We start from the raw sequence: 23,998 nt of genomic DNA on the forward strand, positions 1-23,998 counted from the left end.
TTGTTATCGGAACGGAGAGGGCGCGAGGGGGGTCACCTCTCCATAAGGAGACCCGTTCATGTTCATTTGCCACATTGCCCTCGGGGGGTGCCTCACGGCGCCGTCTGTCAACTATGGCGTGACCGAAGATACCGGCGGTCACATCGCCTATATCTTGGGGGCCGCCCGCGCGCAGGCGGCACGGGGTGATGTGGATTTGGTGCAGATCGTGACCCGTGCTTTCGATGAGCCGACGCTCGGGGCGGTTCACGTGCAGACCGAACAACAGGTCAGCCGCAGCCTGTCGATCCGGCGGCTTTGGACCGCGCAGCGGGGGTATCTGAGCAAAGAAAACCTCGCCGCGGAAATTCCCGCACTGGTGGATGCTTTTCTAGAGGATTTGGCGCAGACGCAGCGGTTGCCGGATGTGATCCACGCGCACTTTGCCGATGCGGCGCAATTGGCACTGGAGGCGCGCGCGCGGTTCGGCATCCCGGTGATCTATACCCCGCATTCGCTGGCGCTGAGCAAATCGGGGCCTGCAGTAGATACCGACCGGGTCGCGGCGGAACGGCGCGCGCTGCTAGAGGCGGATGCGGTGGTGCTGTCTTCGCGCGATGAGGCAGAGGTGCAGGTCGCCGCCTATGGGGCGGATGCGCAGGCGCGGGTGCACCGTGTCTCTCCGGGTGTGTCGCTGCGCCGCCCGGCAGAGGCCGGGGCGGGCCGCGCCTTGCTGGCGGATAGGCTGAGCGATCCCGACCGCCCTACGCTGCTGGCCGTGGCGCGCCCCGTAGCCCGCAAGAACCTTGCAACCTTGGCGCGGGTCTATGCGGACAGCCCTGCGCTACAGGCGCGGGCGAACCTTGTGATCCTCGCAGGGCAGCACGGCGATGCGCTGCAGGCGAATGCAGAGGCCCGCGCGGAACTGACCCGCCTGCGCGAGACGCTGGAGGTGCCAGCGTTGCGGGGCAAGGTGGCATTGCCGCCCAGTCATACGCAGGGCGATGTGGCCGCACTTTATGACCGCGCGGCGCAAACGGGCGGGGTTTTCGTGAACCTCGCGCTGCATGAACCCTTTGGCCTGACCATGTTGGAGGCGGCCTCTCATGGGTTGCCGGTGGTGGCGACGCAAGAGGGCGGGCCTGCCGATATCGTGGCGGACCTTGGCCATGGCATCTGCGTGCCGCCCCGAGATGTGGAGGCGATACAGGCGGCGCTGTTGAAGCTTTTGGACGAGCCTTCGTTCTGGGCCGATGCAGCACAAGCCGGGCGCGCCCATGTCGGGCGCTACGATTGGTCGAAATGGGCCGAAGAGGTGCAGCATATCTGCGAGGATATCTGCAACCCCGCGCCAGTGACGGCGCAAGCGTCGGTCATGCTGGCCAGCGACATCGACAACACGCTGACCGGCTGCGCGCCTTCCGCTGCTTTGTTCAACGCATGGATCGCCCGCGACCGTCCGATGTTTGCCGTGGCCACGGGCCGCAGCCTGCCGGAGGCCCGCCGCATCCTGCGCGATTGGAACCTGCCAAGCCCGCGCGTTTTCATCACCTCTGTAGGCACTGAGGTCTATCTGCCCGATGCGGAAGGGCGGCTTTGTCTGGATGAGCGTTTCGCCCAAAAGCTCGACGCTGGATGGCAGCGCGACCGGGTGGAGCGCGCGCTGAAGGAGTTCGGCTTTAAATGGCAGGCACGGGTCGAACAGCGGCGCTGGAAGCTCAGCGGTTTCGGCGACATGCGCACCGCGCGCCGGTTGGAACGCCATCTGGCACGGCGCGGCGTGGCGGCGCAAATCGTGGCCTCCCACGGGCGGCTGATTGATGTCTTGCCTCTGGCCGCGGGCAAGGGCCCTGCGGTCTATGCCGCGGCGCGGCGGTTGGGCATGCCGATGGACCGGGTCGTGGTGGCCGGGGACAGTGGCAATGATTTCGATATGCTGCAGGCCGTGGAGGATGGGCCGGGCCGGGGCATTTTGGTCGGCAATGCGATGGACGGGCTGCGCGAACGTCTGAGCGGCAGACGGCTCTACCATGCCCGCGCGGCCCATGCGGCGGGGGTCTTGGAAGGGCTTGAGACCTTTGGTTTCGCCCTCAACGCGATGGAGCCGCCGGTCAAGATGGTGGCGCAATGACGCGGCCCATCGGTTACTTCGTCCACCATCAGGGCCGGGGCCATGCGGAACGTTGCGCCGCAGTGGTCAACGCGCTGCCGAAAAGCCAGCCGGTGACTGTCTTTTGTGCCAAGCCCGATATCTTTCCCGCCTTCACCCGGCAGGTTGAGCTTATTGCCCTGCCGTCGCTCTTTGAGCCCACAGGATACGAAGACATCAACGATACCACCAGCGCGCCGGACACGGTGCATTGCGCGCCGCTCGGCTGGCCGGGCATTCGGCAGGCCATGGCGCAACTGGCCTCTTGGTTTGCCAGCGCCAACCCGGTGCTAATGATCAGCGATGTCTCGGCGGAGGTGGCCCAACTGGCACGGATTTGTTCGGTGCCGCATGTGAAAGTGTTGCAACACGGCCAGCGCAGCGATCCGGGGCATCAGGCGGCCTATGACGGCGCGGTCGGCCTGCTCTGTCCTGCCGCAAAGGCGCTGGCGCAGCCTGATTGGCCCGCACGGCATATGGGAAAGACGCATTTCGCCGGGGGTTTGGGGGTCGACGTAAAACGACCCGATCCCGCACGGCGCGCGATGTCGCGCGAAAACCTTGGCACCGCACCGGATCAGCGCATGGTGGTTGTCATGTCAGGCGGGGGCGGCACCGGATTTGCCTCGGCGCCCTTTGGCATCGCGGCGCGGGCGCTGCCTGAGACGGCATTCGTCACCATCGGTCGGATGGCGCGGGATTGGCATGCGACCGAACCTGCGAACCTGCACCATCACGGTTGGGTCGATAACGCGGCGGATTATCTGGCGGCGGCGGACATGGTCGTGGCCTCGACAGGCAATACCACCTGTCATCAAATCCTCGCCGCCGAGACGCCGTGGCTGGCCGTGCCGGAGTGGCGCTATTTCGATGAACAGATCGAAAAGGCTGCGGCGCTGCACCGCGCGGGGGCGGCGCATCATCTGCCGCATTTCCCGTCCTCTGCCGGGGCATGGCGCGCGGCGATCCAACGCACGTTCGATACCCATGACCCGGCCCTGCAACGCGCTTTGGTCGACGAAGATGCCGCGGCTAAGACCACCCGTTGGCTGACCGGCCTGACCGATCAGTTGCTATCCGAAACATCCAATGAAACCGGAGATTTACATGACATCGTTCACCCCATCCGTGCCTGAAACCACCACAGTCAGCGCGCTGACGCTTGCGCGGGGGCGGGCTGCTCATCTGCGCAATGTGATCCTTGGCCTGACCCGTCAGACCCGGCAGCCGGATGAACTGGTTATCGGGGTCATGCAAGACAGGCTTTATGACGATCTGCCACAGACCGATTTCCCGATCCGGCAGGTGCAGGTCACGGGCCGCGAACTGCCGCTGTCACGCGCGCGCAATACCGTCGCGGCAGAGGCAATGGGCGATTGCCTTGTCTTTCTCGACGTGGATTGCATTCCGGCCCCAGAGTTGATCGCCGACTTTATGGGCTATGCGGTGCCGGGCAACGGGCTGATCATGGGCGAGGTCAATTACCTCCCCGCGGGCACGGCGACCGAGGGATGGAGCTATGACACGCTCAAAGCCGTGGCCGTGCGCCATTCCGACCGCCAAGGACCGCCCGCAGAAGGGCTGAAGCGCTGCAACGATTACCGCTGCTTCTGGTCGCTGAACTTTGCCATTCACCGCGCGGATTGGGACCGCTCCGGCGGATTCGACGAACGTTTCACCGGCTACGGGGGCGAGGATACCGATTTTGGCCGCGAATTGGACGAACGCGGCGTTCCGATTCACTGGGCAAAGGGGGCGAAGGTCTTTCACCAGCATCACCCGCATTGCATGCCGCCGATTCACCACATCCCATCGATCCTGCGCAATACCGAGATCTTTGCCGACAAATGGGGCCACCGTACCATGAACCACTGGCTCACCGCTTTTCGCCTGATGGGTTTGGTGGGGGCTGATGGCGATGCGCTGGTGCAGCTGCGCGAACCGGATGCAGATGACTTTGCGCTTTGTGAGCAGCAGTCAGACCAGCCCTATGCCAATACCGCGCGTGTGCTGCGCTATCTGCGGGGCGAAGAGCGGATCGCGGCGGAATGACCCTGCGCATCGCCATCGTCGGCCATATTCGGCACCCCATCGCCCCGCCGTTCAAGGGCGGGATGGAGGCTTTTACCCATAGCCTTGCCCGTATGCTGGCCGAGCGGGGCCATGACGTGACCCTGTTGGCCAGTGGGGACAGTGCAGCGGGTTTGCCGCCGGGGGTCAAACTGCTGCCGATTTGCGAGGCGCATTACGACGCGCGCTATCCGTGGCATGAGTTTCACGGCACCGATGCGCTGAACTACCACCTCGATGCCTGCTATGCTCGCGCCGCGCGGCTGCTGCTGGAGGGGCGCTTTGACGTGGTACACAACAACGCACTGCACCGCTACCTGCCGCGGCTCTCGCGGGCAGAACGTCTGCCGATGGTCACTTCATTGCATATTCCGCCCTTCAAAGTGCTGCGCGGCGCGCTGATGGATGGGGCGGCGCCATGGCATCTGTCCTCTGTCGTGTCGGCTCGGCAGCGCGGCATCTGGTGGCCCGAGGGCGCGCCGGAAACGGCGCATGTGGTGCACAACGGGATCGACCTATCCGAATGGCCCCAAGGCGGGCCGGGCGACGGAAGCGCTGTCTGGGCTGGGCGCATTACCCCGACCAAGGGCACCCATCTGGCGGCAGAGGCGGCGCAGATCGCCGGGGTGCCGCTGCGCATCTACGGCGTGGTGGAGCATCAGGACTACTTTAACGATATGGTAAGACCGCATCTTTATGACGATGTGGCCTATGTTGGGCATTTGAATACCCAAGCCCTTGGGCGGGCCTATGGCAGGGCGTCGGTGGCGCTGTTTACCCCGCAGTGGGAGGAACCCTTTGGCCTCGCGGCGGTAGAGGCGATGGCGACGGGCCTGCCAGTGGCCGCGACGCCGCATGGGGCGGTTGAAGAAGTGTTGGGCGAGGCGGGTGTCATTGCTGTGGATGACAGCCCCGTGGCCTTGGCTGAGGCACTGCGACAGGCGCTCGCGATCCCCGCCGAGGTGCCGCGCGCCCGTGTGGCGCGGCTGTTTGATGCGCAGGCGATGGTGACAAAGTTCGAGCGGCTTTATCACGCGGCCCTAGCGCAGGGCGACGTGGCAGTGCCGCACAGAACATATCCGGCGATCGCCCTGCATGTGGAGGGTGCGGATCGGCCTCTGGCAGAGGCAGGTTAAAGGGCCGCTTCGGACTGCGGCATATAGAGGTAGGCAGGCTCGAACTGGCCGACCTTATGCAGCCCCGCGCGGTCATGGATCAGCAGTTTGCCGCCCGTTACGGCACAGCAGCCGTGTTCGCGCAATTCGCGCAATGTCCGGCTGACATGCACCGAGGTGAGGCCGGTAGCATCGGCGATGTCGGTCTGGCGCAGGTCGAAGGGCAGGCTTTGACGCTCCATACCGTAGGCGGCGGACATGCGGGCATCAAACTCGCTCAGGAAATTCGCGACCCGGGCGAGCGCGCGCATGGCGCTGTTGCGCATCACCCAATGGCGGTGGATGGAGGCATCGACCAAAGTCATGAGCCAGAGGTTCCGGGCCATTTCGACATCGCCATTCAGCAATTCGCGCAGCGGCTCATGCGCGATCATGGCGACCCGCGTATCGGTCAGCGAAATGACATCATGGTCTAGCCGTTTGAGCGGGAAGGCATGGAGATCGACAAACTCTCCGGGGAACTGCAGGGCGACGAACGTGCTCCGCGCGCGCTGCCCGCGGGGCACGCTGCGGGCGATGAGCCCATTCAGCAGCAGCAGGCTATAATCCAAGAAATCACCCCTGCGGCTGATCACGGCGCCCGGCGTAAATTGCTTGTGCTGGGTCAACAGCGGCGCAAGCCTAGCCCATTGCGCACCGTCTAGATGGTCCACCATGCCACAGGGCTTGACCGACATATCGTTGTAAAAGGAGTCTTTGATCGTCACACGTAAGTCTTTCGCCCAATGAAAATGACGCGGGTCCTTAAATGCAGGGTCCGCGGGCTATATCTTTTATCGAAAGGCTTATGATGCTGTTTTTGCCGAAAAATTCAAGGGAAGGCCGGGGATCATAAAAAATGTTAAGTTTGGCGGGCGGCGCATGTGGCAGGATTTTCAGCACGGATTGTTGCGCTTCTTCCGGGGCTTGTCGGGGCAGGGGGGGCTGTTTATAAGCGCCCCTATGACACGCCTCACCGCGATCATTATTCGAATTATATCCCCGGCGCTCTGAGCAATTGAGACGCCGGGCCGAGGTGCTTGAGCCATTCGCACCGACCGAGATTGAATAACCCCCATATGCCTAAAGGACGCTCCCCATGTGCGCCGAGACCCCCGACTACAAAGCCACGCTGAACCTGCCCAAGACCGATTTCCCCATGCGCGCCGGATTGCCCAAGCGCGAGCCCGGCTGGTTGGAGCGGTGGGAAAAGATCGGCGTCTATGACCGCCTGCGCGAGAAAGAGGGCCGCCAGCCCTTCACGCTGCATGACGGCCCCCCTTACGCCAACGGCAACCTGCACATCGGCCACGCGTTGAACAAGACGATCAAGGACATGATTGTGCGCAGCCATCAGATGATGGGCTTTGACGCGCGCTACATCCCCGGTTGGGATTGCCACGGTCTGCCGATCGAATGGAAGATCGAAGAGCAGTACCGCAAGAAGGGCCGCGACAAGGATCAGGTGCCGATCAATGAATTCCGCGCCGAATGTCGCGAGTTCGCCCGCGGTTGGGTCGACGTGCAGCGCGAGGAATTCAAGCGTCTGGGCATCACCGGCAATTGGGAAAACCCCTATCTGACCATGGATTTCCATGCCGAGCGTGTCATCGCCGAGGAATTCATGAAGTTCCTGATGAACGGCACGCTTTATCAAGGCTCGAAGCCCGTGATGTGGTCGCCGGTCGAAAAGACCGCGCTGGCCGAAGCTGAGGTCGAGTATCACGACAAGGAAAGCCACACGGTTTGGGTGAAGTTCAAGGTCGTCGGCACAGAAGGCGATCTGGACGGCGCGCAGGTGGTGATCTGGACCACGACGCCTTGGACCATGCCCTCGAACAAGGCCGTGGTGTACGGCGAGGGCATTTCCTATGGCCTTTACGAAGTGACCAGCACACCGGACGAATGCTGGGCCAATGTGGGCGAGCGTTTCCTGCTGGCCGATGATCTGGCGGCGGATGTCTTTGCCCGTGCCCGTCTGGAAGACGGTATGTGGAACCGTGTGCGCGGTGTCGAGAATGACGAATTGGCCAAGATTTCGCTTTTGCACCCGCTGGCCGGCGCCGAAGGGGCGGAGGGCGAGTGGGATGATCCGCGAGATTTCCGTGCCGCCGATTTTGTGACTTCGGACGAGGGGACTGGCTTCGTGCACTGCGCGCCGTCGCACGGTCTTGAGGAATACGAGCTTTATCGCGATCTGGGCATGCTGCCGCAGGTCATCACCTATAACGTCATGGAAGACGGGCGTTTCCGCGATGATCTGCCGTTCTTTGGCGGCAAGGCAATCCTCAAGCCGAACGGCAAAGAGGGCAACGCCAACAGCGCGATCATCGACAAGCTGGTTGAGGTCGGCGGGCTGCTGGCGCGTGGCAAGATCAAGCACAGCTACCCGCACAGCTGGCGCTCCAAGGCGCCGGTGATCTACCGCAACACGCCGCAGTGGTTTGCCGCGATCGACAAGGTTGTCGGCGACGGGCTGGACCAGAACGGCAAGACCATCCGCGAACGCGCATTGACTTGCATCGACAAGGTTAACTGGGTGCCGAAATCTGGCCGCAACCGCCTGCATTCGATGATGGAAGCACGGCCCGACTGGGTGCTCAGCCGCCAGCGCGCCTGGGGCGTGCCGCTGACCTGTTTTGTGCGCAAGGGCGTCGCTCCGACGGATGAGAGCTTCCTGCTGCGCAATCCTGAGGTCAATCAGCGTATCGTTGAGGCTTTCGAGGCCGAAGGCGCGGATGCCTGGTATGCGGAAGGCGCGAAAGAACGCTTCCTTGAGGGCATCGTCGATCCGGCAGAGTTCGATCAGGTGACCGACATCCTCGACGTTTGGTTTGACAGCGGCTCGACCCATGCCTTCACCCTGCGCGACCGTGAAGACGGGACGGAGGACGGCATCGCTGACGTTTATATGGAAGGCACCGACCAGCACCGCGGGTGGTTCCACTCCTCGCTGTTGCAGTCTGTGGGCACCACGGGCCGCGCGCCTTACCGCAACGTGGTGACGCACGGTTTCACGCTGGACGCGAAGGGCATGAAGATGTCCAAATCCATCGGCAACACCATCGTGCCCGAGAAGATCGTCCAGCAATATGGCGCCGATATTCTGCGGCTTTGGGTGGCGCAGACCGATTACACCGCCGACCAGCGGATTGGGGATGAGATCCTCAAAGGCGTGGCCGACAGCTATCGCCGCTTGCGCAACACCATGCGCTATATGCTCGGCGCGTTGAATGATTTCAGCGAGGCGGACCGGGTTGATCCGGCAGATATGCCGGAGCTAGAGCGTTGGGTGCTGCACCGGGTGGCGGAACTCGACAAGGTGGTGCGCGACGGCTTTGCGCGCTTTGACTTCCAAGGTGTGTTCCAGGCGGTGTTTACCTTTGCCACGGTCGATCTCTCGGCCTTCTATTTCGATATCCGCAAGGACGCGCTTTATTGCGATGGCGATACCCTGCGCCGCCGCGCCGCGCGCTCGGTGCTGGATATCCTGTTCCACCGTTTGACGACATGGCTGGCGCCGGTATTGGTCTTCACCATGGAAGAAGTCTGGCTCGAGCGCTTCCCCGGTGACGCATCTTCGGTGCATCTGGTGGATATGCCCGAAACGCCCGAGGCATGGCTGAACCCGGAACTGGCCGCGAAATGGGCCAAGGTCCGTGCCGCGCGCCGTGTGGTGACGGCGGCGCTGGAGGTGCAGCGGACCGAGAAGGTGATCGGTGCCTCGCTCGAAGCAGCCCCCGTGGTGCATGTGGCCGACGCGGCGCAGCGCGACGCATTGGAGAGCGTGTCTTTCGAGGATGTGGCGATTACCTCGGACATCACCGTAACCGGCGACGCGGCCCCGGCTGAGGCTTTCCGCATGCCTGAGGCGCAAGGCGTCGCTGTGGTGTTCGAAAAGGCCGAAGGCGCCAAATGCGAGCGTTGCTGGAAGGTGCTGCCGGATGTCGGCACCCATGAGCATCCCGGCGTTTGCGGGCGCTGTGATGAGGCGGTGCGTGAGGCTTTGGCGGACGCCTGAGCCAGCATTAGAACTGAAAATGGCGGGCGGCGGTTTATCTGTCGCCCGTTTTTCTTTGCGCGACCCTGATCATATGTCCTGCCCGTTGGCCCACCCGCTGGAGGGCAATTTTGCAGCGTTTCCACAGATCGCACCTTCAGCGCCTCTTGGGCGCCCATGCCCGCCGGAAAGATGTCCAGGGAGGGCGATGCCCTCAGCGCTCTTTCGCACATGTGATTTCTGGCGCAGAGTGGCGCGATGAAACAAGCCTCCCTCTCCACGCCCTTCGGCGATCTGACCCTGACCGAAGAGGACGGAGCGATCACGGCGCTTGGGTGGGGGCAGGCAGCGCGGCAGGATCGCTCGGATCTGCTTGATGCCGCGCTGCGCCAACTCAAGGAATACGCGACAGGCGAGCGTCAAAGCTTTGACCTACCGTTGCGCGTTATGGGGAGCGATTTCCAGCGTGCGGTCTGCACCGCGATTCTTGCGATTCCCTTTGGCCACACCCGCACCTACGGAGAGATTGCCCGCGACCTCGGCGTGCCTGCGCAAGCGGTCGGCGGGGCCTGTGGCGGCAATCCGATCCCGGTCATTATCCCATGCCACCGAGTGATGGGGGCGAAGGGTCTGACCGGCTTTAGCGGGGCGGGCGGGGTTGAAACCAAGGTCGCATTGCTGCGCCATGAGGGCGCGGCGGGGCTGCTGATTTAACCCCGCGAGGCAGGCTCAGTCTTCGGCGAGGGGGATCAACTGCTGCGCAGCACCAGCGCAGATCAGGTAGATCGAGGTGATCACCAGACCCCAATGGGCCCAGCTTTCGGGGTGAAAGTTCACCCAAGCCGACCAGCCCGCGAAGAAGGTCCATGCCAGCGCCATGGGCAGCGTCACGGGGCGCCAACGCTCGGTCCGGACGGGGTGCACGAATTTGATCGGCAGAAACATCGCTGCGGCAAGGATCGTGACAACAATCAGGCTGATCCACCATTCGGGCTGCAAAGCAAAGAGCACCAGCACCAACATGTTCCAGCAGCCGGGAAAACCTTTAAAGGAATTGTCCTTTGTTTTCATGCGGGTGTCGGAAAAATACATGACGCTGGCAAAGGTGATGATAATGATCATCGCCCAGCCGCTCCAGCCATCCATCAGGCCCGAGGTGAACAGCGCGAAGGCCGGGATGAAGACATAAGTGAGATAGTCGATGATGAGGTCCATCAAGACACCATCGAATTCCGGGGCGTTGGTCTTCACATCGTATTTGCGCGCCAGCGGGCCGTCGATACCATCGACGAAGAAGGCGATCACCAGCCAAAGGAACATCAGGTCCCATTTCTCTTCCACGGCGGCGAGCATGGCAAGCATTGCAAGCACCGCACCGGTGGCAGTGAAAAGGTGAACGAAAAGAGCGCGCATCTGTATGGTCATGTGTCTGCATCGCAAATCCGCCGGGGGGATGCAAAGGAAACTCTGGCGTGGGCGGCAAAAACCAGCGTAGCAAAGGCGGGTCAGCGGGGGCGCAGTTGACGGGGCCGGGCGTTGCGCAGGAAATATGCCCAAGTCCCGCGCTTCGGGTTGACGGCTACCGCGATTCCCCTTAAAGCCAGCGAACCAATTCAGGGTCGGCTCTGCGCGGCCCCCACGTTATGTGTTTTTCCGGATCGCTGGAAGGACACAACAGCAAAAGGATGAACCCATGTCGCGCCGTTGCGAATTGACCGGAAAAGGCCCGATGACGGGCAACAACGTAAGCCACGCTAACAACCGTACACGCCGTCGGTTCTTGCCGAACCTCAACGACGTGTCGTTGCAGTCCGAAGCACTGGGCCGCGCGTTCAAGCTGCGCATCTCTGCCGCAGCCCTGCGCAGCGTCGACCACCGCGGTGGTCTGGACAAGTTCCTGGCGAAAGCCAAGGACGTTGAACTGTCCGACAATGCGTTGAAAATCAAAAAGGCCATCGCGAAAACCAGCGCGACCGCCGATGTGCTGAGCTAAGGCTTACCACAGACCAGATTGGGCCTCGATCCGAAAGGATCGGGGCTTTTTCGTTTTGGGCTTAGGTCTTTCTTAAGGGTTTCCCGGCTATCAGGATGGCACCCCGCGCTGCCATTGGCGGTTTTGTTGCGCAGGGGTATGTTTTTATTCGGGAAACCTTGGAAATGCGCGCTAATTGATCCTCTGACATTTGTTGTTCTGGCCATGCTACCTGCCAAGCGGGGCTCAGACCGTGCATCAAGATCGGAGATTTCATGACTGACCCCACCCCCGGCACGCCAAACTCTAGCCCGCCCTCGGGCACGCCCGCCGACACGAATGAGATCGAGACTGATTTCGAGGTTGGCCAAGATAACATCGACGGGACATTGGGCCCGCTGGGCTTTGACATCCACAACCCGGTCTTCATGGTGTCCGGCCTGACGGCAGTGGCCTTTGTGCTGCTGACGATGCTTTTCCCGGATCAAGCCGGGGTGGTCTTCCTTGCTGTTCGGGATTTCGCCACCACCAAGCTGGACTGGCTGTTCATGATCATCGTGAACATCTTCGTTATCTTTTGTATCGTGCTGATTTTCTTGCCCATCTCCAAAGTCAGGCTTGGCGGGAAAGAGGCCGTGCCAGAGTATTCCTACCTTGCTTGGTTCGCCATGCTTTTCGCCGCGGGCATGGGCATCGGGCTTTTGTTCTTTGGCGTGCTTGAGCCGGTGTATCATATGAACGTCTCTGGCCCCTTGGGGGTGCCCCTGCCGATTGCCGAAGATGGGTCGATCATACCTGAGAATGTCGAGGCCGCCCGCGCCATGGGGCTCGCGGCGACCTTTTACCACTGGGGGCTGCATGGCTGGGCGGTCTATGCGATCATGGCGCTGGCCTTGGCCCTGTTTACCTATAACAAGGGGCTGCCATTCTCGATCCGGTCCTGTTTCTATCCGCTTCTGGGCGATCGGGTCTGGGGCTGGCCGGGACATATCATTGATATCTTGGCGGTTTTCGCGACGCTTTTTGGTCTTGCCACATCGCTTGGCTTGGGCGCGCAGCAGGCCAACGCGGGGTTCAACTTTGCCTTCGGGCTTGAAATTTCGACCAACGTGCAGGTGGTCATCATCCTTTTGGTCACTGCCGTGGCACTGGTGTCGGTCTGGCGCGGGTTGGACGGCGGGGTAAAGATCCTGTCGGAGGTGAACATGATCGTGGCGGTCCTGTTCTTCCTCTTTGTGCTGTTCGTGGGCCCAACGTTGGTGGGGCTTGATGGCTTTTGGACCGGCTTGGTGGCCTATACGCAAGAGATCATTCCGCTTTCCAACCCCTTTGGCCGCGATGACGACGGCTACCGCGAAGGGTGGACGGCGTTCTATTGGGCGTGGTGGGTATCTTGGGCCCCTTTCGTGGGCATGTTCATCGCCCGGGTCTCACGCGGGCGCACGGTGCGGGAATTTATCATCTGCGTGCTGCTGATCCCCTCCCTCATCATCTTTATCTGGATGGGCGTCTTTGGCGGTATTGCGATTGATCAAATCCTGACCAGCCCCGAAACATCGTTGGTGAAGGCCAATGTGATCGACAGCTATTCGCCGGAACTGTCGCTTTTCGGGATGTTGAATGAACTGCCTTTCACCAAGGTGGCCTCGACCATCGCGATTCTCTTGGCGCTGGTGTTCTTTGTTACCTCGTCGGATTCGGGGTCGCTGGTTGTCGATACGATCACGGCGGGCGGCAAGATCGACGCGCCGGTCCCGCAGCGTATCTTTTGGTGCATCGTCGAAGGGTTGATCGCCATCGTGCTGTTGATCGGCGGCGGGCTCTCGGCCCTGCAGGCCGGGGTCACGGCGACGGGTGTGCCCTTTGCAATCTTGATGCTGGTGATGTGCTATACGGTCTACAAGGGTCTGCGCAGCGAACCGCGCTGAGACTATCTGGCGCGCCGTAACTTAGCGGCGCGCCGCCAAAACCTCTGCCACCCATTCGGGGACCGTCTGGCTGGCTGGCCCGATGCGATGCTCCGCGAACTGATTGCCCACGGCAGAGCGTTCGAGATTGAGTTCAATCGTATGCGCCCCGGCGCGGCGGGCCTCGGCGACGAAGCCGGCGGCGGGGTAGACGTTGCCGGAGGTGCCAATCGCGGCAAAGACATCCGCCTCGGCCAGATGATCAAAAAGTGCGTCCATCTCATAGGGCATCTCGCCAAACCAGACGATATCGGGTCGCGCGGCGGGGGCGTTGCAGGCGGGGCAGGGATCGCCCGGTGCCATGACCATGGGCGCAGGCCAGCGGTGATCGCAGGCGGCGCAGAGCGCGCCTTTGAGGGCGCCATGCATGTGCATCACCTGTCGCGAGCCGCCCTGTTCGTGCAGATCATCGACATTCTGGGTGATGACGACCACCTCGCCGTCAAGCTCGGCCTCTAGCCGGGCGAGGGCGCGATGCGCGGCGTTGGGCGACACCTCGGCCGCCTGTGCGCGGCGGGCGTTGTAAAAATCGACCACCAGTTTTGGATCGCGGGCGAAGCCTTCGGGGGTTGCCACATCTTCGACGCGGTGCTGCGCCCAAAGGCCATCGGAAGCGCGGAAGGTTTCAAGCCCGCTTTCGGCAGAGATGCCCGCGCCAGTAAGGATCACGATCTTGGTCATGGGGTATTATTCTCCGATCGGGTCTTCGGCTTCAAGCAGGTGAAACCCATCCGCCAGCCACGGCAGCTGCGCGATGGCAGGGGCGATCATATGCGTCTGCATCAACTGCCGCATGGTCTGGGCAATGTCGCGCGGCACCGGGCCTGACCATTCGGCCCCGGCAAAGAGCGAAATGGTTCGCGCGGGCAGCGGGGTGTTCAGGGGGGCGGGCAGGGGATGCGCGGCCAGCCGGTCGTGGAAACGGGCGGCGCGCATGTAGCCCAAGGGCGTCGTTATCGCCCAGCCAATGCCCCGTGCCACCATGGCCATTAGTGCCAGATGGCTGCCGATCTCGAACCGTGCGCGCAGGTTGTGGCCCTGCGCGGTAAGATGTGCCTCGATCTGTCGCGCGATCAACTGGTCGGCGGCGTAGCGCAAAAAGGGTAGGTCGGTGCTGCCGCGCAGCAGGGCCTCGGGGTCATAGGGCGCGCCCGCAGGGGTAACGAGGATGAAGGGGTCGCGGGCCAGCGGGTATTCCAAAACCCCGTCAATCGGTCCGTCGATCTGCGCCGAAAGCGCCATATGCAGGCTTTGATCGCGGAGCGCCTGGGCCAGTTCGTTGCTGCCTGCGGTGATCATGCGAAAGCGGCACCCGGTCAGGCTGTCGCCAAGGATTGTGGCAAGGCGCGGGGTCAGGTCATCGTCGAAATCATCAATCACACCGAGGTTCAGCGCCTCCAGATGGGCCAGATCCATCACCGTGACTTCGCTCTGCGCTTGGCGCAATTCGCTGAGCGCCTGTTCGGCCCGGCGCAGAAACATCTGCCCGGCTTGGGTCAATCGCATGGGGCGGCGGGTGTGATCGACCAGTTCCGCCCCGATGGCGGCTTCGAGGTTGCGCATCTGCTGGCTGACGGCGGGCTGGCTGAGCCCCGTGGCCTCTGCTGCCTGCGCCACCGATCCGCTGCGCGCGAGCGCCTCAAACACTTCGATGCCCCGAAGGGTGATGCCTTTGTTCAGCATGTGGTCCCAACTCTTTCGGATCTTGTGAAACCACGGGCGGCTCAGGTCAAGCATTTGCCCATGGAAGTGGCAGCATATCTGTTGATTTCGGGAAAGCGACGGGAGGCGCTTCGGGCCCACGGGCCGCCCCCTTGAAGCCGCCGCCAAAGCTGCGCAGACTGCGGGCAAACAGCCCTCAGGAGCCTCTCCGAATGAAAATCGCCACAGCTGCCTATCCGCTCGATGTTCTGACCTCATGGGCGCAGTACGAAGACAAACTGGCCCATTGGGTCGCCGAGGCCGCGGTGCAGGGGGCGGAACTGCTGGTTTTTCCCGAATATGCCGCGATGGAATTGGCCACGCTGGATGGGGCCGAAGTGGCCGCCGATCTGGAGCGCTCGCTTTTCTCGGTCTCGGACAAGCTTGAGGAAGCCGACCGGCTGCACGTGAAGCTCGCCACCGAGCACAATGTGCATATCGTAGCAGGCTCTGGCCCCGCGGCGACCGAGAGCCGTCCGGTCAACCGCGCGCGGCTGATCACGCCTACGGGGCAGGTGGGGGTGCAGGACAAGCAGATCATGACCCGTTTCGAGCGTGAAGAGTGGGGCGTGATCGGAGGCAATGCGCTTCAGGTTTTCGAGACCGCGATTGGCAAGATCGGGATTTTGATCTGTTATGACAGTGAGTTTCCCCTGCTGGGCCGGGCGCTGAGCGATTGCGATGTGATCTGCGTGCCCAGTGTCACCGAAACGCTGGCGGGCTATTGGCGGGTGCGCATCGGATCCATGGCCCGCGCGTTAGAGAATCAGTGCATCACGGCGATGTCTTCGGTGGTGGGCGCGGCGGATTGGTCCGAGGCTTTGGGGCAGTCTTTTGGCGCGGGGGGGATTTTCTGCCCGCCGGATCGCGGCTTCCCGCCGACGGGCATTTTGGGCCTGCGCGAGGTGAACGCCCCCGGCTGGACCATTGCAGAAGCCGATTTGGCGCAGGTCGCCGAGGTGCGCGCAGATGGCATCGTTTTGAACCGAAGGGACTGGCAAGACCAGATTGGCCGCGACGGAAAGGCGATAAACGTCGCTTTGCGCTGAATCCCCCTTGAAAAAGCGCAAAAATGCGCCCATTTAAGCCTGCGCCCTCAAATTGGAGGGTTTTGTGCTCAAGGAGAGACCATGGCCAAGGAAGATACGCTCGAATTTCCCGGTGTCGTGAAGGAACTCCTGCCTAACGCGACGTTTCGGGTCGAGCTGGAAAACGGCCATGAGATCATCGCGCATACGGCAGGCAAGATGCGGAAAAACCGCATCCGTGTTCTGGCTGGCGACAAGGTTCAGGTGGAAATGACACCCTATGATTTGACCAAAGGTCGGATCAACTATCGCTTCAAGTAAGCGGCACCGCGTTCGCGCGTTGCGCGGCGCAGGCGGGGCCGTGCGCGGCCCCGACCGGGCTGCCGGCCTCAGGCAAAGAGGCCCATAAGATGCAGTTCATTCTCGGATCAGGATCACCGCGCCGGTTGGAGCTTTTGGCCCAGATCGGCGTGGTCCCCGATGCCATCCGCGCCCCCGACATTGACGAGACACCCCATAAGGTCGAACTACCGCGCCCCTATTGCGCCCGCATGGCGCGTGAAAAGGTGGCGGCTGTGCCCGCTGGGGCGGATGACATCGTGCTCTGCGCGGACACCACTGTGGCGCTCGGGCGGCGCATCCTCGGCAAGCCCGAGGATGAGGCTGAAGCCGAAGCTTTCCTGCGGTTGATGTCGGGCCGTCGGCATAGGGTGGTCACTGCCGTTGCCGTGAAGCGGGGCGACAAGCTTTGGCAGCGCGATGTGCAAAGCAACGTGAAGATGAAATCTTTATCCGAGCCTGAGATTCGCCGCTACCTTGCCACCGGCGATTGGCGCGGCAAGGCGGGTGGATATGGCATCCAAGGCCCCGCTGGCGCGCTGATCCCATGGATCAGCGGCTCATTCACCGCAATCGTCGGCCTGCCATTGGCCGAGGCTGCGAACCTGCTGCAAGCGGCAGGCTACCCATTTGACGGAGGTGCCGCATGAAGGGCCGTACGATCATTCTTGACCATCTTGGCGATGTTGAAGCTGCAGCACTCATGGTGGATGGCAAGCTGGACGATTTTCTGGTCGACAGCGATGCGCCGCGCGTTGGCACCGTGTATCGCGCGATTGCCGATCGCCCGGTAAAGGGGCAGGGGGGGATGTTCCTCAAGACCCCCGATGGGGCGGCTTTTCTGCGCCAGATCAAAGGGCTGGCCCCCGGCCAGACGATTCTTGTGCAGGTCTCGGGTCATGCTGAACCGGGCAAGGCGATCCCGGTGACCAATAAGCTGCTGTTCAAATCGCGTTATGCCATCGTGACGCCAGATTCGCCGGGGCTGAACATCTCGCGCTCTATCAAGGACGAAGAAGAACGTGACCGACTGCTGGAAATCGCTCATGAGGCCGCAGGCGGTGCTGATCTGGGTCTGATCCTGCGGTCCTCCTGCGCCGGGGCCGATGGCGAGGATATTGCCGAGGATATCGCGAATATGTTGGCGCTTGCGGATACCGTGGCCAATGACGACGCGCAGGAGATGGAGGTGCTGAGCGAAGGCGATGGGCCGCATCTGCTCGCATGGCGCGATTGGACCGCGCCCGCCGAGGTGGTGACCGAAGCCGGGGGCTTTGCCGATCATGGGGTATTGGAAGAGCTTGACCGCGTGTCCTCCTCCCAAGTGTCGCTTGGTGGCGGGGCGTCGATCTTTGTCGAGCCGACCCGCGCGTTGGTGGCCGTGGATGTGAACACGGGCAGTGACGCCTCGCTCGCGGCTGGGGTGAAAGCCAATATGGCCTGCGCCAAGGCGCTGCCCCGCGCATTGCGCCTGCGCGGGCTGGGCGGGCAGATCACGCTCGATCTGGCCCCCATGCCCAAGAAAGACCGCCGCACCTTCGAAAGCGCGCTGCGTGCGGCCTTCCGCGCCGATGACGTGGACACGACGCTGGTCGGTTGGACGCCTTTGGGTCACTACGAATTGCAGCGTAAACGCGCCCGTCCGGTGCTGGCGGAGGTACTTGCAGGGGCAGGACTATGAGCTGCCCGATCTGCAAAGCCGAAACCATCAAGGCACACCGCCCCTTCTGCTCGCGCCGCTGCGCCGACATCGATCTGGGCCGCTGGTTCAGCGGAAACTACGCCGTCCCCTCGCACGATCCTGAAGACGTTGAAGCAGCCATCGAAGCCGCCGAAGCAGCACAAGACCGCCCCGCAAAGCCCCATTAAGACAGGATAATTTGCGTTTCGTGAAAAGAAGTGGGTTTCGGGGCAAAATGGGGCTGGACACCCCGCGCTACAGGTCCTAGAACCCGCTCACCCGATCTCGAAAGAGGTGACCCGTGCCCGGGTAGCTCAGGGGTAGAGCAGTGGATTGAAAATCCTCGTGTCGGTGGTTCGATTCCGCCCCCGGGCACCATTTGTACCAAACCAAACAAATCGCACCCTCCGCCCCTGCCGCGCGCGCGACTTCCGCACCCGGCCCGGAACCTCCGCCAGCTTTCTGACGTTGTCCCTCTACCCATATAGAGGAGAGCAACCATGGCGAATGACGACCAAGCTAAAGGCAAGGCGAAAGACATCGGTGGCAAGCTGAAAGAAGAAGCTGGCGATGCCACAGGCAACGACGACCTCAAGCACGAAGGTCAGGCCGATCAGGCTGAAGGCAAGGTGCAAAAGGGCGTCGGCGACGCCAAAGATAAGCTATCAGACTAATCGCAAAAGCGCGCCTCTGACCGGAGGCGCGCTTTTCTGTCTGAGCCGCAAGGCTAGGCGCGCTCACTTCTTGATAATGATATAGATCGCATGGACGATCCCGGGGATGTAGCCCAGTAGCGTTAGGATGATATTAATCCAGAAGTGCTTTCCTAGACCTTCCTGCAAGAACACCCCCAGAGGGGGCAATAGAATAGCGATGATAATGCGAATGATGTCCATAGTGTCACGCCGGGGCCGCCGGGCTCCTTTCTAGGTGGGTTAGTGGCTGGTCTAAGCTAGCCCTCATCAGCCAAGCGGCCAGGGATGCCGTGACAGGCGCGGGCAATTTACACTCGCCGCAGCAAGGGTTTTGCGGCACTCTATCGAAAAGCAGGAGGAGGGGCAGGGTGGAGCCAGTTAGGATTATGTGGCGCCAGATCATGGAGATGGCGCGGGATACTATTGCGCTTTTGCCGCAGATTGCCGTCGCCACCCTTGTATTGATATTGACTTGGGCGATCGCCGCGCTTGGCCGTTCGCTGGTCACTAGAACCCTGTCGCGAACCAAACTCCGCCCAAGCCTGCAAGACCTCTTTACGCTCCTGACGTCTATCCTCATTTGGGTCTTCGGCATCATGGTCGCGGCCGTGATCGTCTTCCCCGGCCTTACTCCCGCCAGCATTCTGGCTGGCCTCGGCATCGGGTCGGTCGCCATCGGCTTTGCCTTCAAGGATGTCTTTGAGAACTTCCTTGCTGGGATCATCATCCTCTTTCGCCGCGAGATGCGTATGGGGGATCATATCGAATGCGAGGGGATCGAGGGCAAAGTCGCCCATATCGCCATCAGAGAGAGCCACATTCGCCAGACGGACGGGCAACTTGTGATCGTCCCGAACGCGATGCTGTTCAAAAACCCACGTGTGGATGCCCCGGTTTATGTGGGTGATTGTTTCGACGTTTAGATAGCATGATCGGGTGCAGTCACGTGTCCGGCCTGTTTGTGCAGCACACTTGGCTGCTGGCCCTTATGGAGATGCGCGAACTTGGCTCCAAATCAGTTTATCGGGCTCGAAGCCGCGAAGGGTTGCACTGGTTTTTCCATGTTCGTTCTCGTCGATCCGCTTTCCTTAGTCGATCCTTTCGTCCTCACATACCTGCCGGTATCCGTGGGTCTGCCGCTAAGCGACGGCCCCGCGAATGCGATAAATCTGGCCCGTCATCAACATGGCCCAAAGCCTCCGAGCCATGCGGTTTGCCAAAGCAACAGCAACAACCATACGGGGGCGTGTTTCAAGCATACGCGCTAACCATGGTTCGGCACAACGCTTCCATCGTTCGATGGAATTGATGACGGACATTGCACCGATGATCAGCAACCGCCTCACATCTTTCTGGCCCATTTTTGTAATTCGCCCCAACCGTTCCTTACCACCTGTCGAATGCTGTCGAGGTACAAGACCAAGCCATGCTGCAAAATCCCGCCCCGTGCGAAAGTTTTTGGCGGGAGGACAGAAGGCCGAAATTGCGATGGCGGACATCGGGCCGACGCCAGGCATCGTTTGCATAAGCCGCGTTTCCTCTGACGTTTTTGCATGCATCTTGATGGAATGATCCAGACCTTCGACTTCTGCGCTGATAGTCTCGATCTGCGCTAGGAGCCGTTCCGCCAAGCCTTTGGCTTCGTCGGGCAGTTTATGTGCCTGTTCCTCTACTTCTCGTTTGAGAATATCAGCGTTCCGAATGCGTAGCCGCAGCACAATCCCAAACTCCGCCAAGTATCCGCGAAGCGAATTGATAAGCTGGGTGCGCTGCCGCACGAACAATTCGCGCGTCCGAAACAACATCGCCTGTGCTTGCTGTTCCGGGGCTTTCACTGGGACGAAGCGCATTGAGGGACGCATCGCGGCTTCTGCAATGGCCTCTGCATCGACAACATCACTCTTGTGGCGTTTGACAAACGGTTTCACATATCGTGCCGGTACCAATCGAACCTCATGACCTGCAGCAAGCGCTTCACGCCCCCAATGATGGGCGGACGCGCACGCTTCCATCGCAAAAATGCAACTTGGGTGCTCATTTAGAAACTTATTGAACTGAGGCCGGCTCAGCTTTCTACGGTATAAGACTTTACCTGCGGCATCAGCGCCGTGTATTTGAAAAACGCGCTTCGCCAGGTCGATACCGATGATAAATGCTTCTGACATTTGTTCCTCCTGCAAGACGTCCGCACCACCATGGCTCGGACGGTTCTATAATGAACCAGCAGGAGGGGCATCCAATCCATCAGTTTATGTTCGCACGGATCAAAAACACCGCCGTCAAACAGTGATCTGCGGCGTGGCCTATGATGTGGATTTGAATGAGGCGCGCACTGTCATCTCCAAAGCGGTCGAGAGCTGTGAGACAGTAGAGCAGGGGGATCACCCCATTCATATCTTCGCCCAAGAGTTTGGGGATTCCTCTATCAATTTCGAAGTGACTTGGTGGACAGGCTCGGCTCCGCTGGAACAGCGCCGCTCCCGAGACGAGGTCGTGACGGCGGTGAAGCGGGCGCTGGATGACGCCGGGCTTGAGATACCATTCCCTTACCGTACGCTCACCTTCAAAGAGCCGCTGCCGCTCAGCCGTTCAGAGGATGATGAAGCAGAGGGTTGAGGATTGCGGCATTATGAAGGGGTGCTGGCTTTCGATTTGATTCACCCAATAGGTGCTTCGCGGCCGTGAATCGTGGGTGATTCACTGGAATCTTGCCGATCTACCGTCGGAGCCGGGGCAGGGCGGCTGGAACCTGCCCTTCGAAAGCTTGAAAATAGCGCATAATTTCAGCCGCTTGCCGAAAGGTTCCCCGAAACCTTCACTTTTCTCAACTTTCCGCTTGCGGGTTTCTGTCACTCGCCTTAGAACCCCCTCTACCGGCGGCGCAGAGATGCAGCGGCGGGGCGCCAGACGGGGCGGACGGGAGCGGAGACGCTGAGTTCGGTTCGGAAGGTGGATAAAAATTCGAGGTATTAGGGCGGGGCGCGCCAAGAAGTTAGGGCGCATCTCAGTTTCTTTTGTCTCAACGCTGTTTGAAAATTTGATATCTGAAGAGATATGTGGGCGGTTTGGTTCATTCGATGGATCAACGTCTGTATATCGCGCTCTTAGGGTTTAGGCCCGATGATAGAGTGTCAGCTTCACTGTTTGGACGGCTTTCGACTACTTTGTAGTCTCAAGCACAACAAACAGAGAATGGCTTGTATCTTTCAGTAAGGGATACAGGTCGATGTGCAGAGGTTCGACGTCAAGGATAAGCTAGCAATAGCTTTTCAACTTGAGAGTTTGATCCTGGCTCAGAACGAACGCTGGCGGCAGGCCTAACACATGCAAGTCGAGCGAGACCTTCGGGTCTAGCGGCGGACGGGTTAGTAACGCGTGGGAACGTGCCCTTCTCTGCGGAATAGCCACTGGAAACGGTGAGTAATACCGCATACGCCCTTCGGGGGAAAGATTTATCGGAGAAGGATCGGCCCGCGTTAGATTAGATAGTTGGTGGGGTAACGGCCTACCAAGTCTACGATCTATAGCTGGTTTTAGAGGATGATCAGCAACACTGGGACTGAGACACGGCCCAGACTCCTACGGGAGGCAGCAGTGGGGAATCTTAGACAATGGGCGCAAGCCTGATCTAGCCATGCCGCGTGTGTGATGAAGGTCTTAGGATCGTAAAGCACTTTCGCCAGGGATGATAATGACAGTACCTGGTAAAGAAACCCCGGCTAACTCCGTGCCAGCAGCCGCGGTAATACGGAGGGGGTTAGCGTTGTTCGGAATTACTGGGCGTAAAGCGTACGTAGGCGGATCAGAAAGTTGGGGGTGAAATCCCGGGGCTCAACCCCGGAACTGCCTCCAAAACTCCTGGTCTTGAGTTCGAGAGAGGTGAGTGGAATTCCAAGTGTAGAGGTGAAATTCGTAGATATTTGGAGGAACACCAGTGGCGAAGGCGGCTCACTGGCTCGATACTGACGCTGAGGTACGAAAGTGTGGGGAGCAAACAGGATTAGATACCCTGGTAGTCCACACCGTAAACGATGAATGCCAGTCGTCGGGCAGTATACTGTTCGGTGACACACCTAACGGATTAAGCATTCCGCCTGGGGAGTACGGTCGCAAGATTAAAACTCAAAGGAATTGACGGGGGCCCGCACAAGCGGTGGAGCATGTGGTTTAATTCGAAGCAACGCGCAGAACCTTACCAACCCTTGACATCCTGTGCTAACCCGAGAGATCGGGCGTCCACTTCGGTGGCGCAGTGACAGGTGCTGCATGGCTGTCGTCAGCTCGTGTCGTGAGATGTTCGGTTAAGTCCGGCAACGAGCGCAACCCACATCCTTAGTTGCCAGCAGTTCGGCTGGGCACTCTAAGGAAACTGCCCGTGATAAGCGGGAGGAAGGTGTGGATGACGTCAAGTCCTCATGGCCCTTACGGGTTGGGCTACACACGTGCTACAATGGCAGTGACAATGGGTTAATCCCCAAAAGCTGTCTCAGTTCGGATTGGGGTCTGCAACTCGACCCCATGAAGTCGGAATCGCTAGTAATCGTGGAACAGCATGCCACGGTGAATACGTTCCCGGGCCTTGTACACACCGCCCGTCACACCATGGGAGTTGGTTCTACCCGACGGCCGTGCGCCAACCCTTCGGGGAGGCAGCGGACCACGGTAGGATCAGCGACTGGGGTGAAGTCGTAACAAGGTAGCCGTAGGGGAACCTGCGGCTGGATCACCTCCTTTCTAAGGATGTTCCTAGCAGCGAGACTTGTCTCACTCGTGGAACACTTAGCAAGTCGGCAAACAAAGCCGACTATATTAGAACCGAGCCGTCCTCATATCTCTTCAGAAATAGGTCCTGCGCTGAACGCGTAGGTCTCAAAAGTTTGGGGCCTTAGCTCAGCTGGGAGAGCGCCTGATTTGCATTCAGGAGGTCAGGAGTTCGATCCTCCTAGGCTCCACCAAGCCTTTTGCAAAGCAAAAGGCGTCGCCCTGGTTGCCCGTCCAATGGACGTGCGAGAGGGGCAGCGTAACGGTCCTTAAACCTTCAACCACTAAGGGCTGGTTCCTCTCGGGCCATTCCTTCGGAATGCCCTGCCGGAACGACGAGTTTTGCCTACGGCAAAATCTCTGGGTCGGTAGCTCAGGTGGTTAGAGCGCACGCCTGATAAGCGTGAGGTCGGAGGTTCAAGTCCTCCTCGACCCACCATCCTCCTTCGGATGGCACACGGAACATACCTTCAAGCACATACCCATGTGTTTGAACGTCTGT

At 60.7% G+C, this 23,998-nt stretch carries 22 protein-coding genes, 3 tRNA genes and 1 rRNA gene; 20 read left to right on the plus strand and 6 right to left on the minus strand.

The window, feature by feature from the left end; genetic code table 11:
- Window positions 1-58 precede the first annotated feature (58 nt).
- Genes B5M07_RS05825 through B5M07_RS05840 form a run of 4 tightly spaced genes read left to right on the plus strand, consistent with a single transcriptional unit; the run spans window position 59 to window position 5,334 of the window.
- The gene (locus tag B5M07_RS05825; protein ID WP_120350605.1) at window positions 59-2,110 is read left to right on the plus strand and encodes an HAD-IIB family hydrolase; all 2,052 of its coding nucleotides are present in this window, start codon (window positions 59-61) and stop codon (window positions 2,108-2,110) included.
- Window positions 2,107-3,264, plus strand: a complete 1,158-nt coding sequence (locus B5M07_RS05830; protein WP_120350606.1) for a glycosyltransferase — start codon at window positions 2,107-2,109, stop codon at window positions 3,262-3,264. Before B5M07_RS05825 ends, B5M07_RS05830 begins: the two co-directional genes overlap by 4 nt.
- Window positions 3,236-4,180, plus strand: a complete 945-nt coding sequence (locus B5M07_RS05835) for a glycosyltransferase family 2 protein (RefSeq protein ID WP_120350607.1) — start codon at window positions 3,236-3,238, stop codon at window positions 4,178-4,180. Before B5M07_RS05830 ends, B5M07_RS05835 begins: the two co-directional genes overlap by 29 nt.
- Complete coding sequence (locus B5M07_RS05840; RefSeq protein WP_120350608.1) at window positions 4,177-5,334, plus strand: glycosyltransferase; 1,158 nt, start codon at window positions 4,177-4,179, stop codon at window positions 5,332-5,334. Before B5M07_RS05835 ends, B5M07_RS05840 begins: the two co-directional genes overlap by 4 nt.
- On the opposite strand, the gene B5M07_RS05845 is transcribed toward B5M07_RS05840, so the two are convergent.
- Entirely contained in the window at window positions 5,331-6,080 is a 750-nt protein-coding gene (locus tag B5M07_RS05845; protein ID WP_120350609.1) for a Crp/Fnr family transcriptional regulator, read from the minus strand. The two genes, B5M07_RS05840 and B5M07_RS05845, sit on opposite strands and share 4 nt — an antisense overlap.
- Window positions 6,081-6,451: 371 nt before the next feature.
- Here B5M07_RS05845 and ileS point away from each other — a divergent pair, with 371 nt between their 5' ends.
- A complete protein-coding gene (ileS, locus tag B5M07_RS05850) occupies window positions 6,452-9,373 on the plus strand; it encodes an isoleucine--tRNA ligase (protein ID WP_120350610.1) in 2,922 nt (973 codons plus the stop codon).
- 237 nt (window positions 9,374-9,610) lie between these two features.
- A complete protein-coding gene (locus tag B5M07_RS05855; protein ID WP_120350611.1) occupies window positions 9,611-10,066 on the plus strand; it encodes a methylated-DNA--[protein]-cysteine S-methyltransferase in 456 nt (151 codons plus the stop codon).
- A 15-nt stretch (window positions 10,067-10,081) separates the two neighbouring features.
- Here the strand turns inward: B5M07_RS05855 and B5M07_RS05860 are convergent, their stop codons facing one another.
- Window positions 10,082-10,777, minus strand: coding sequence for a CDP-alcohol phosphatidyltransferase family protein (locus B5M07_RS05860; RefSeq protein WP_120350612.1), 696 nt, complete (start codon window positions 10,775-10,777; stop codon window positions 10,082-10,084).
- A gap of 268 nt (window positions 10,778-11,045) precedes the next feature.
- Between B5M07_RS05860 and rpmB the strand changes: the two genes are divergently transcribed.
- Both rpmB and B5M07_RS05870 read left to right on the plus strand, forming a co-directional pair.
- Window positions 11,046-11,345, plus strand: coding sequence for a 50S ribosomal protein L28 (gene rpmB, locus B5M07_RS05865; protein ID WP_067625199.1), 300 nt, complete (start codon window positions 11,046-11,048; stop codon window positions 11,343-11,345).
- Between the two features lie 254 nt (window positions 11,346-11,599).
- Entirely contained in the window at window positions 11,600-13,252 is a 1,653-nt protein-coding gene (locus tag B5M07_RS05870; RefSeq protein WP_067625202.1) for a BCCT family transporter, read from the plus strand.
- 21 nt (window positions 13,253-13,273) lie between these two features.
- Here the strand turns inward: B5M07_RS05870 and B5M07_RS05875 are convergent, their stop codons facing one another.
- Together B5M07_RS05875 and B5M07_RS05880 are read right to left on the minus strand one after the other, a co-directional pair.
- Window positions 13,274-13,972, minus strand: coding sequence for an NAD-dependent deacylase (locus tag B5M07_RS05875; RefSeq protein ID WP_120350613.1), 699 nt, complete (start codon window positions 13,970-13,972; stop codon window positions 13,274-13,276).
- Between the two features lie 6 nt (window positions 13,973-13,978).
- Window positions 13,979-14,974: a LysR family transcriptional regulator gene (locus B5M07_RS05880; protein WP_120350614.1), complete on the minus strand. Its 996-nt coding sequence runs from the start codon at window positions 14,972-14,974 to the stop codon at window positions 13,979-13,981.
- A gap of 191 nt (window positions 14,975-15,165) precedes the next feature.
- On the opposite strand from B5M07_RS05880, the gene B5M07_RS05885 reads away from it, so the two are divergent.
- From B5M07_RS05885 to B5M07_RS05915, 7 genes are all read left to right on the plus strand, one after another.
- Window positions 15,166-16,041: a carbon-nitrogen hydrolase family protein gene (locus B5M07_RS05885; RefSeq protein WP_120350615.1), complete on the plus strand. Its 876-nt coding sequence runs from the start codon at window positions 15,166-15,168 to the stop codon at window positions 16,039-16,041.
- 81 nt (window positions 16,042-16,122) lie between these two features.
- On the plus strand, window positions 16,123-16,341 hold the full coding sequence (gene infA / locus B5M07_RS05890) for a translation initiation factor IF-1 (RefSeq protein WP_005978431.1): 219 nt from the start codon (window positions 16,123-16,125) through the stop codon (window positions 16,339-16,341).
- An 89-nt stretch (window positions 16,342-16,430) separates the two neighbouring features.
- The gene (locus B5M07_RS05895; protein WP_067938375.1) at window positions 16,431-17,009 is read left to right on the plus strand and encodes a Maf family protein; all 579 of its coding nucleotides are present in this window, start codon (window positions 16,431-16,433) and stop codon (window positions 17,007-17,009) included.
- Complete coding sequence (locus tag B5M07_RS05900) at window positions 17,006-18,040, plus strand: ribonuclease E/G (RefSeq protein ID WP_120350616.1); 1,035 nt, start codon at window positions 17,006-17,008, stop codon at window positions 18,038-18,040. The genes B5M07_RS05895 and B5M07_RS05900 overlap by 4 nt, the downstream gene beginning before the upstream one ends.
- A complete protein-coding gene (locus B5M07_RS05905) occupies window positions 18,037-18,228 on the plus strand; it encodes a DNA gyrase inhibitor YacG (RefSeq protein ID WP_120350617.1) in 192 nt (63 codons plus the stop codon). The genes B5M07_RS05900 and B5M07_RS05905 overlap by 4 nt, the downstream gene beginning before the upstream one ends.
- 115 nt (window positions 18,229-18,343) lie before the next feature.
- Window positions 18,344-18,418, plus strand: a tRNA-Phe gene (locus B5M07_RS05910).
- Window positions 18,419-18,540: 122 nt separating this feature from the next.
- On the plus strand, window positions 18,541-18,714 hold the full coding sequence (locus B5M07_RS05915; RefSeq protein WP_082849461.1) for a CsbD family protein: 174 nt from the start codon (window positions 18,541-18,543) through the stop codon (window positions 18,712-18,714).
- Between the two features lie 63 nt (window positions 18,715-18,777).
- On the opposite strand, the gene B5M07_RS05920 is transcribed toward B5M07_RS05915, so the two are convergent.
- Complete coding sequence (locus B5M07_RS05920; RefSeq protein WP_120350618.1) at window positions 18,778-18,936, minus strand: YqaE/Pmp3 family membrane protein; 159 nt, start codon at window positions 18,934-18,936, stop codon at window positions 18,778-18,780.
- Between the two features lie 185 nt (window positions 18,937-19,121).
- Here B5M07_RS05920 and B5M07_RS05925 point away from each other — a divergent pair, with 185 nt between their 5' ends.
- Window positions 19,122-19,658 carry a mechanosensitive ion channel family protein gene (locus B5M07_RS05925; protein WP_254693963.1) on the plus strand — a complete coding sequence of 179 codons (537 nt, stop codon included), beginning with the start codon at window positions 19,122-19,124 and terminating at the stop codon, window positions 19,656-19,658.
- Between the two features lie 216 nt (window positions 19,659-19,874).
- On the opposite strand, the gene B5M07_RS05930 is transcribed toward B5M07_RS05925, so the two are convergent.
- Window positions 19,875-20,900 carry an IS110 family transposase gene (locus B5M07_RS05930; protein WP_120350619.1) on the minus strand — a complete coding sequence of 342 codons (1,026 nt, stop codon included), beginning with the start codon at window positions 20,898-20,900 and terminating at the stop codon, window positions 19,875-19,877.
- 133 nt (window positions 20,901-21,033) lie between these two features.
- Here B5M07_RS05930 and B5M07_RS05935 point away from each other — a divergent pair, with 133 nt between their 5' ends.
- The 4 genes from B5M07_RS05935 to B5M07_RS05950 all read left to right on the plus strand — a co-directional run bounded on the left by B5M07_RS05935 (window position 21,034) and on the right by B5M07_RS05950 (window position 23,935).
- The gene (locus B5M07_RS05935; protein WP_254693964.1) at window positions 21,034-21,351 is read left to right on the plus strand and encodes a mechanosensitive ion channel family protein; all 318 of its coding nucleotides are present in this window, start codon (window positions 21,034-21,036) and stop codon (window positions 21,349-21,351) included.
- 654 nt (window positions 21,352-22,005) lie between these two features.
- Window positions 22,006-23,469 (plus strand): 16S ribosomal RNA (locus B5M07_RS05940).
- A gap of 145 nt (window positions 23,470-23,614) precedes the next feature.
- Window positions 23,615-23,690 (plus strand) — tRNA-Ala (locus B5M07_RS05945).
- Window positions 23,691-23,858: 168 nt separating this feature from the next.
- Window positions 23,859-23,935, plus strand: a tRNA-Ile gene (locus tag B5M07_RS05950).
- The last annotated feature ends 63 nt before the right edge of the window (window positions 23,936-23,998 follow it).

This window comes from Sulfitobacter sp. D7 (genome assembly GCF_003611275.1).
GTDB classification, from domain to species: domain Bacteria; phylum Pseudomonadota; class Alphaproteobacteria; order Rhodobacterales; family Rhodobacteraceae; genus Sulfitobacter; species Sulfitobacter profundi.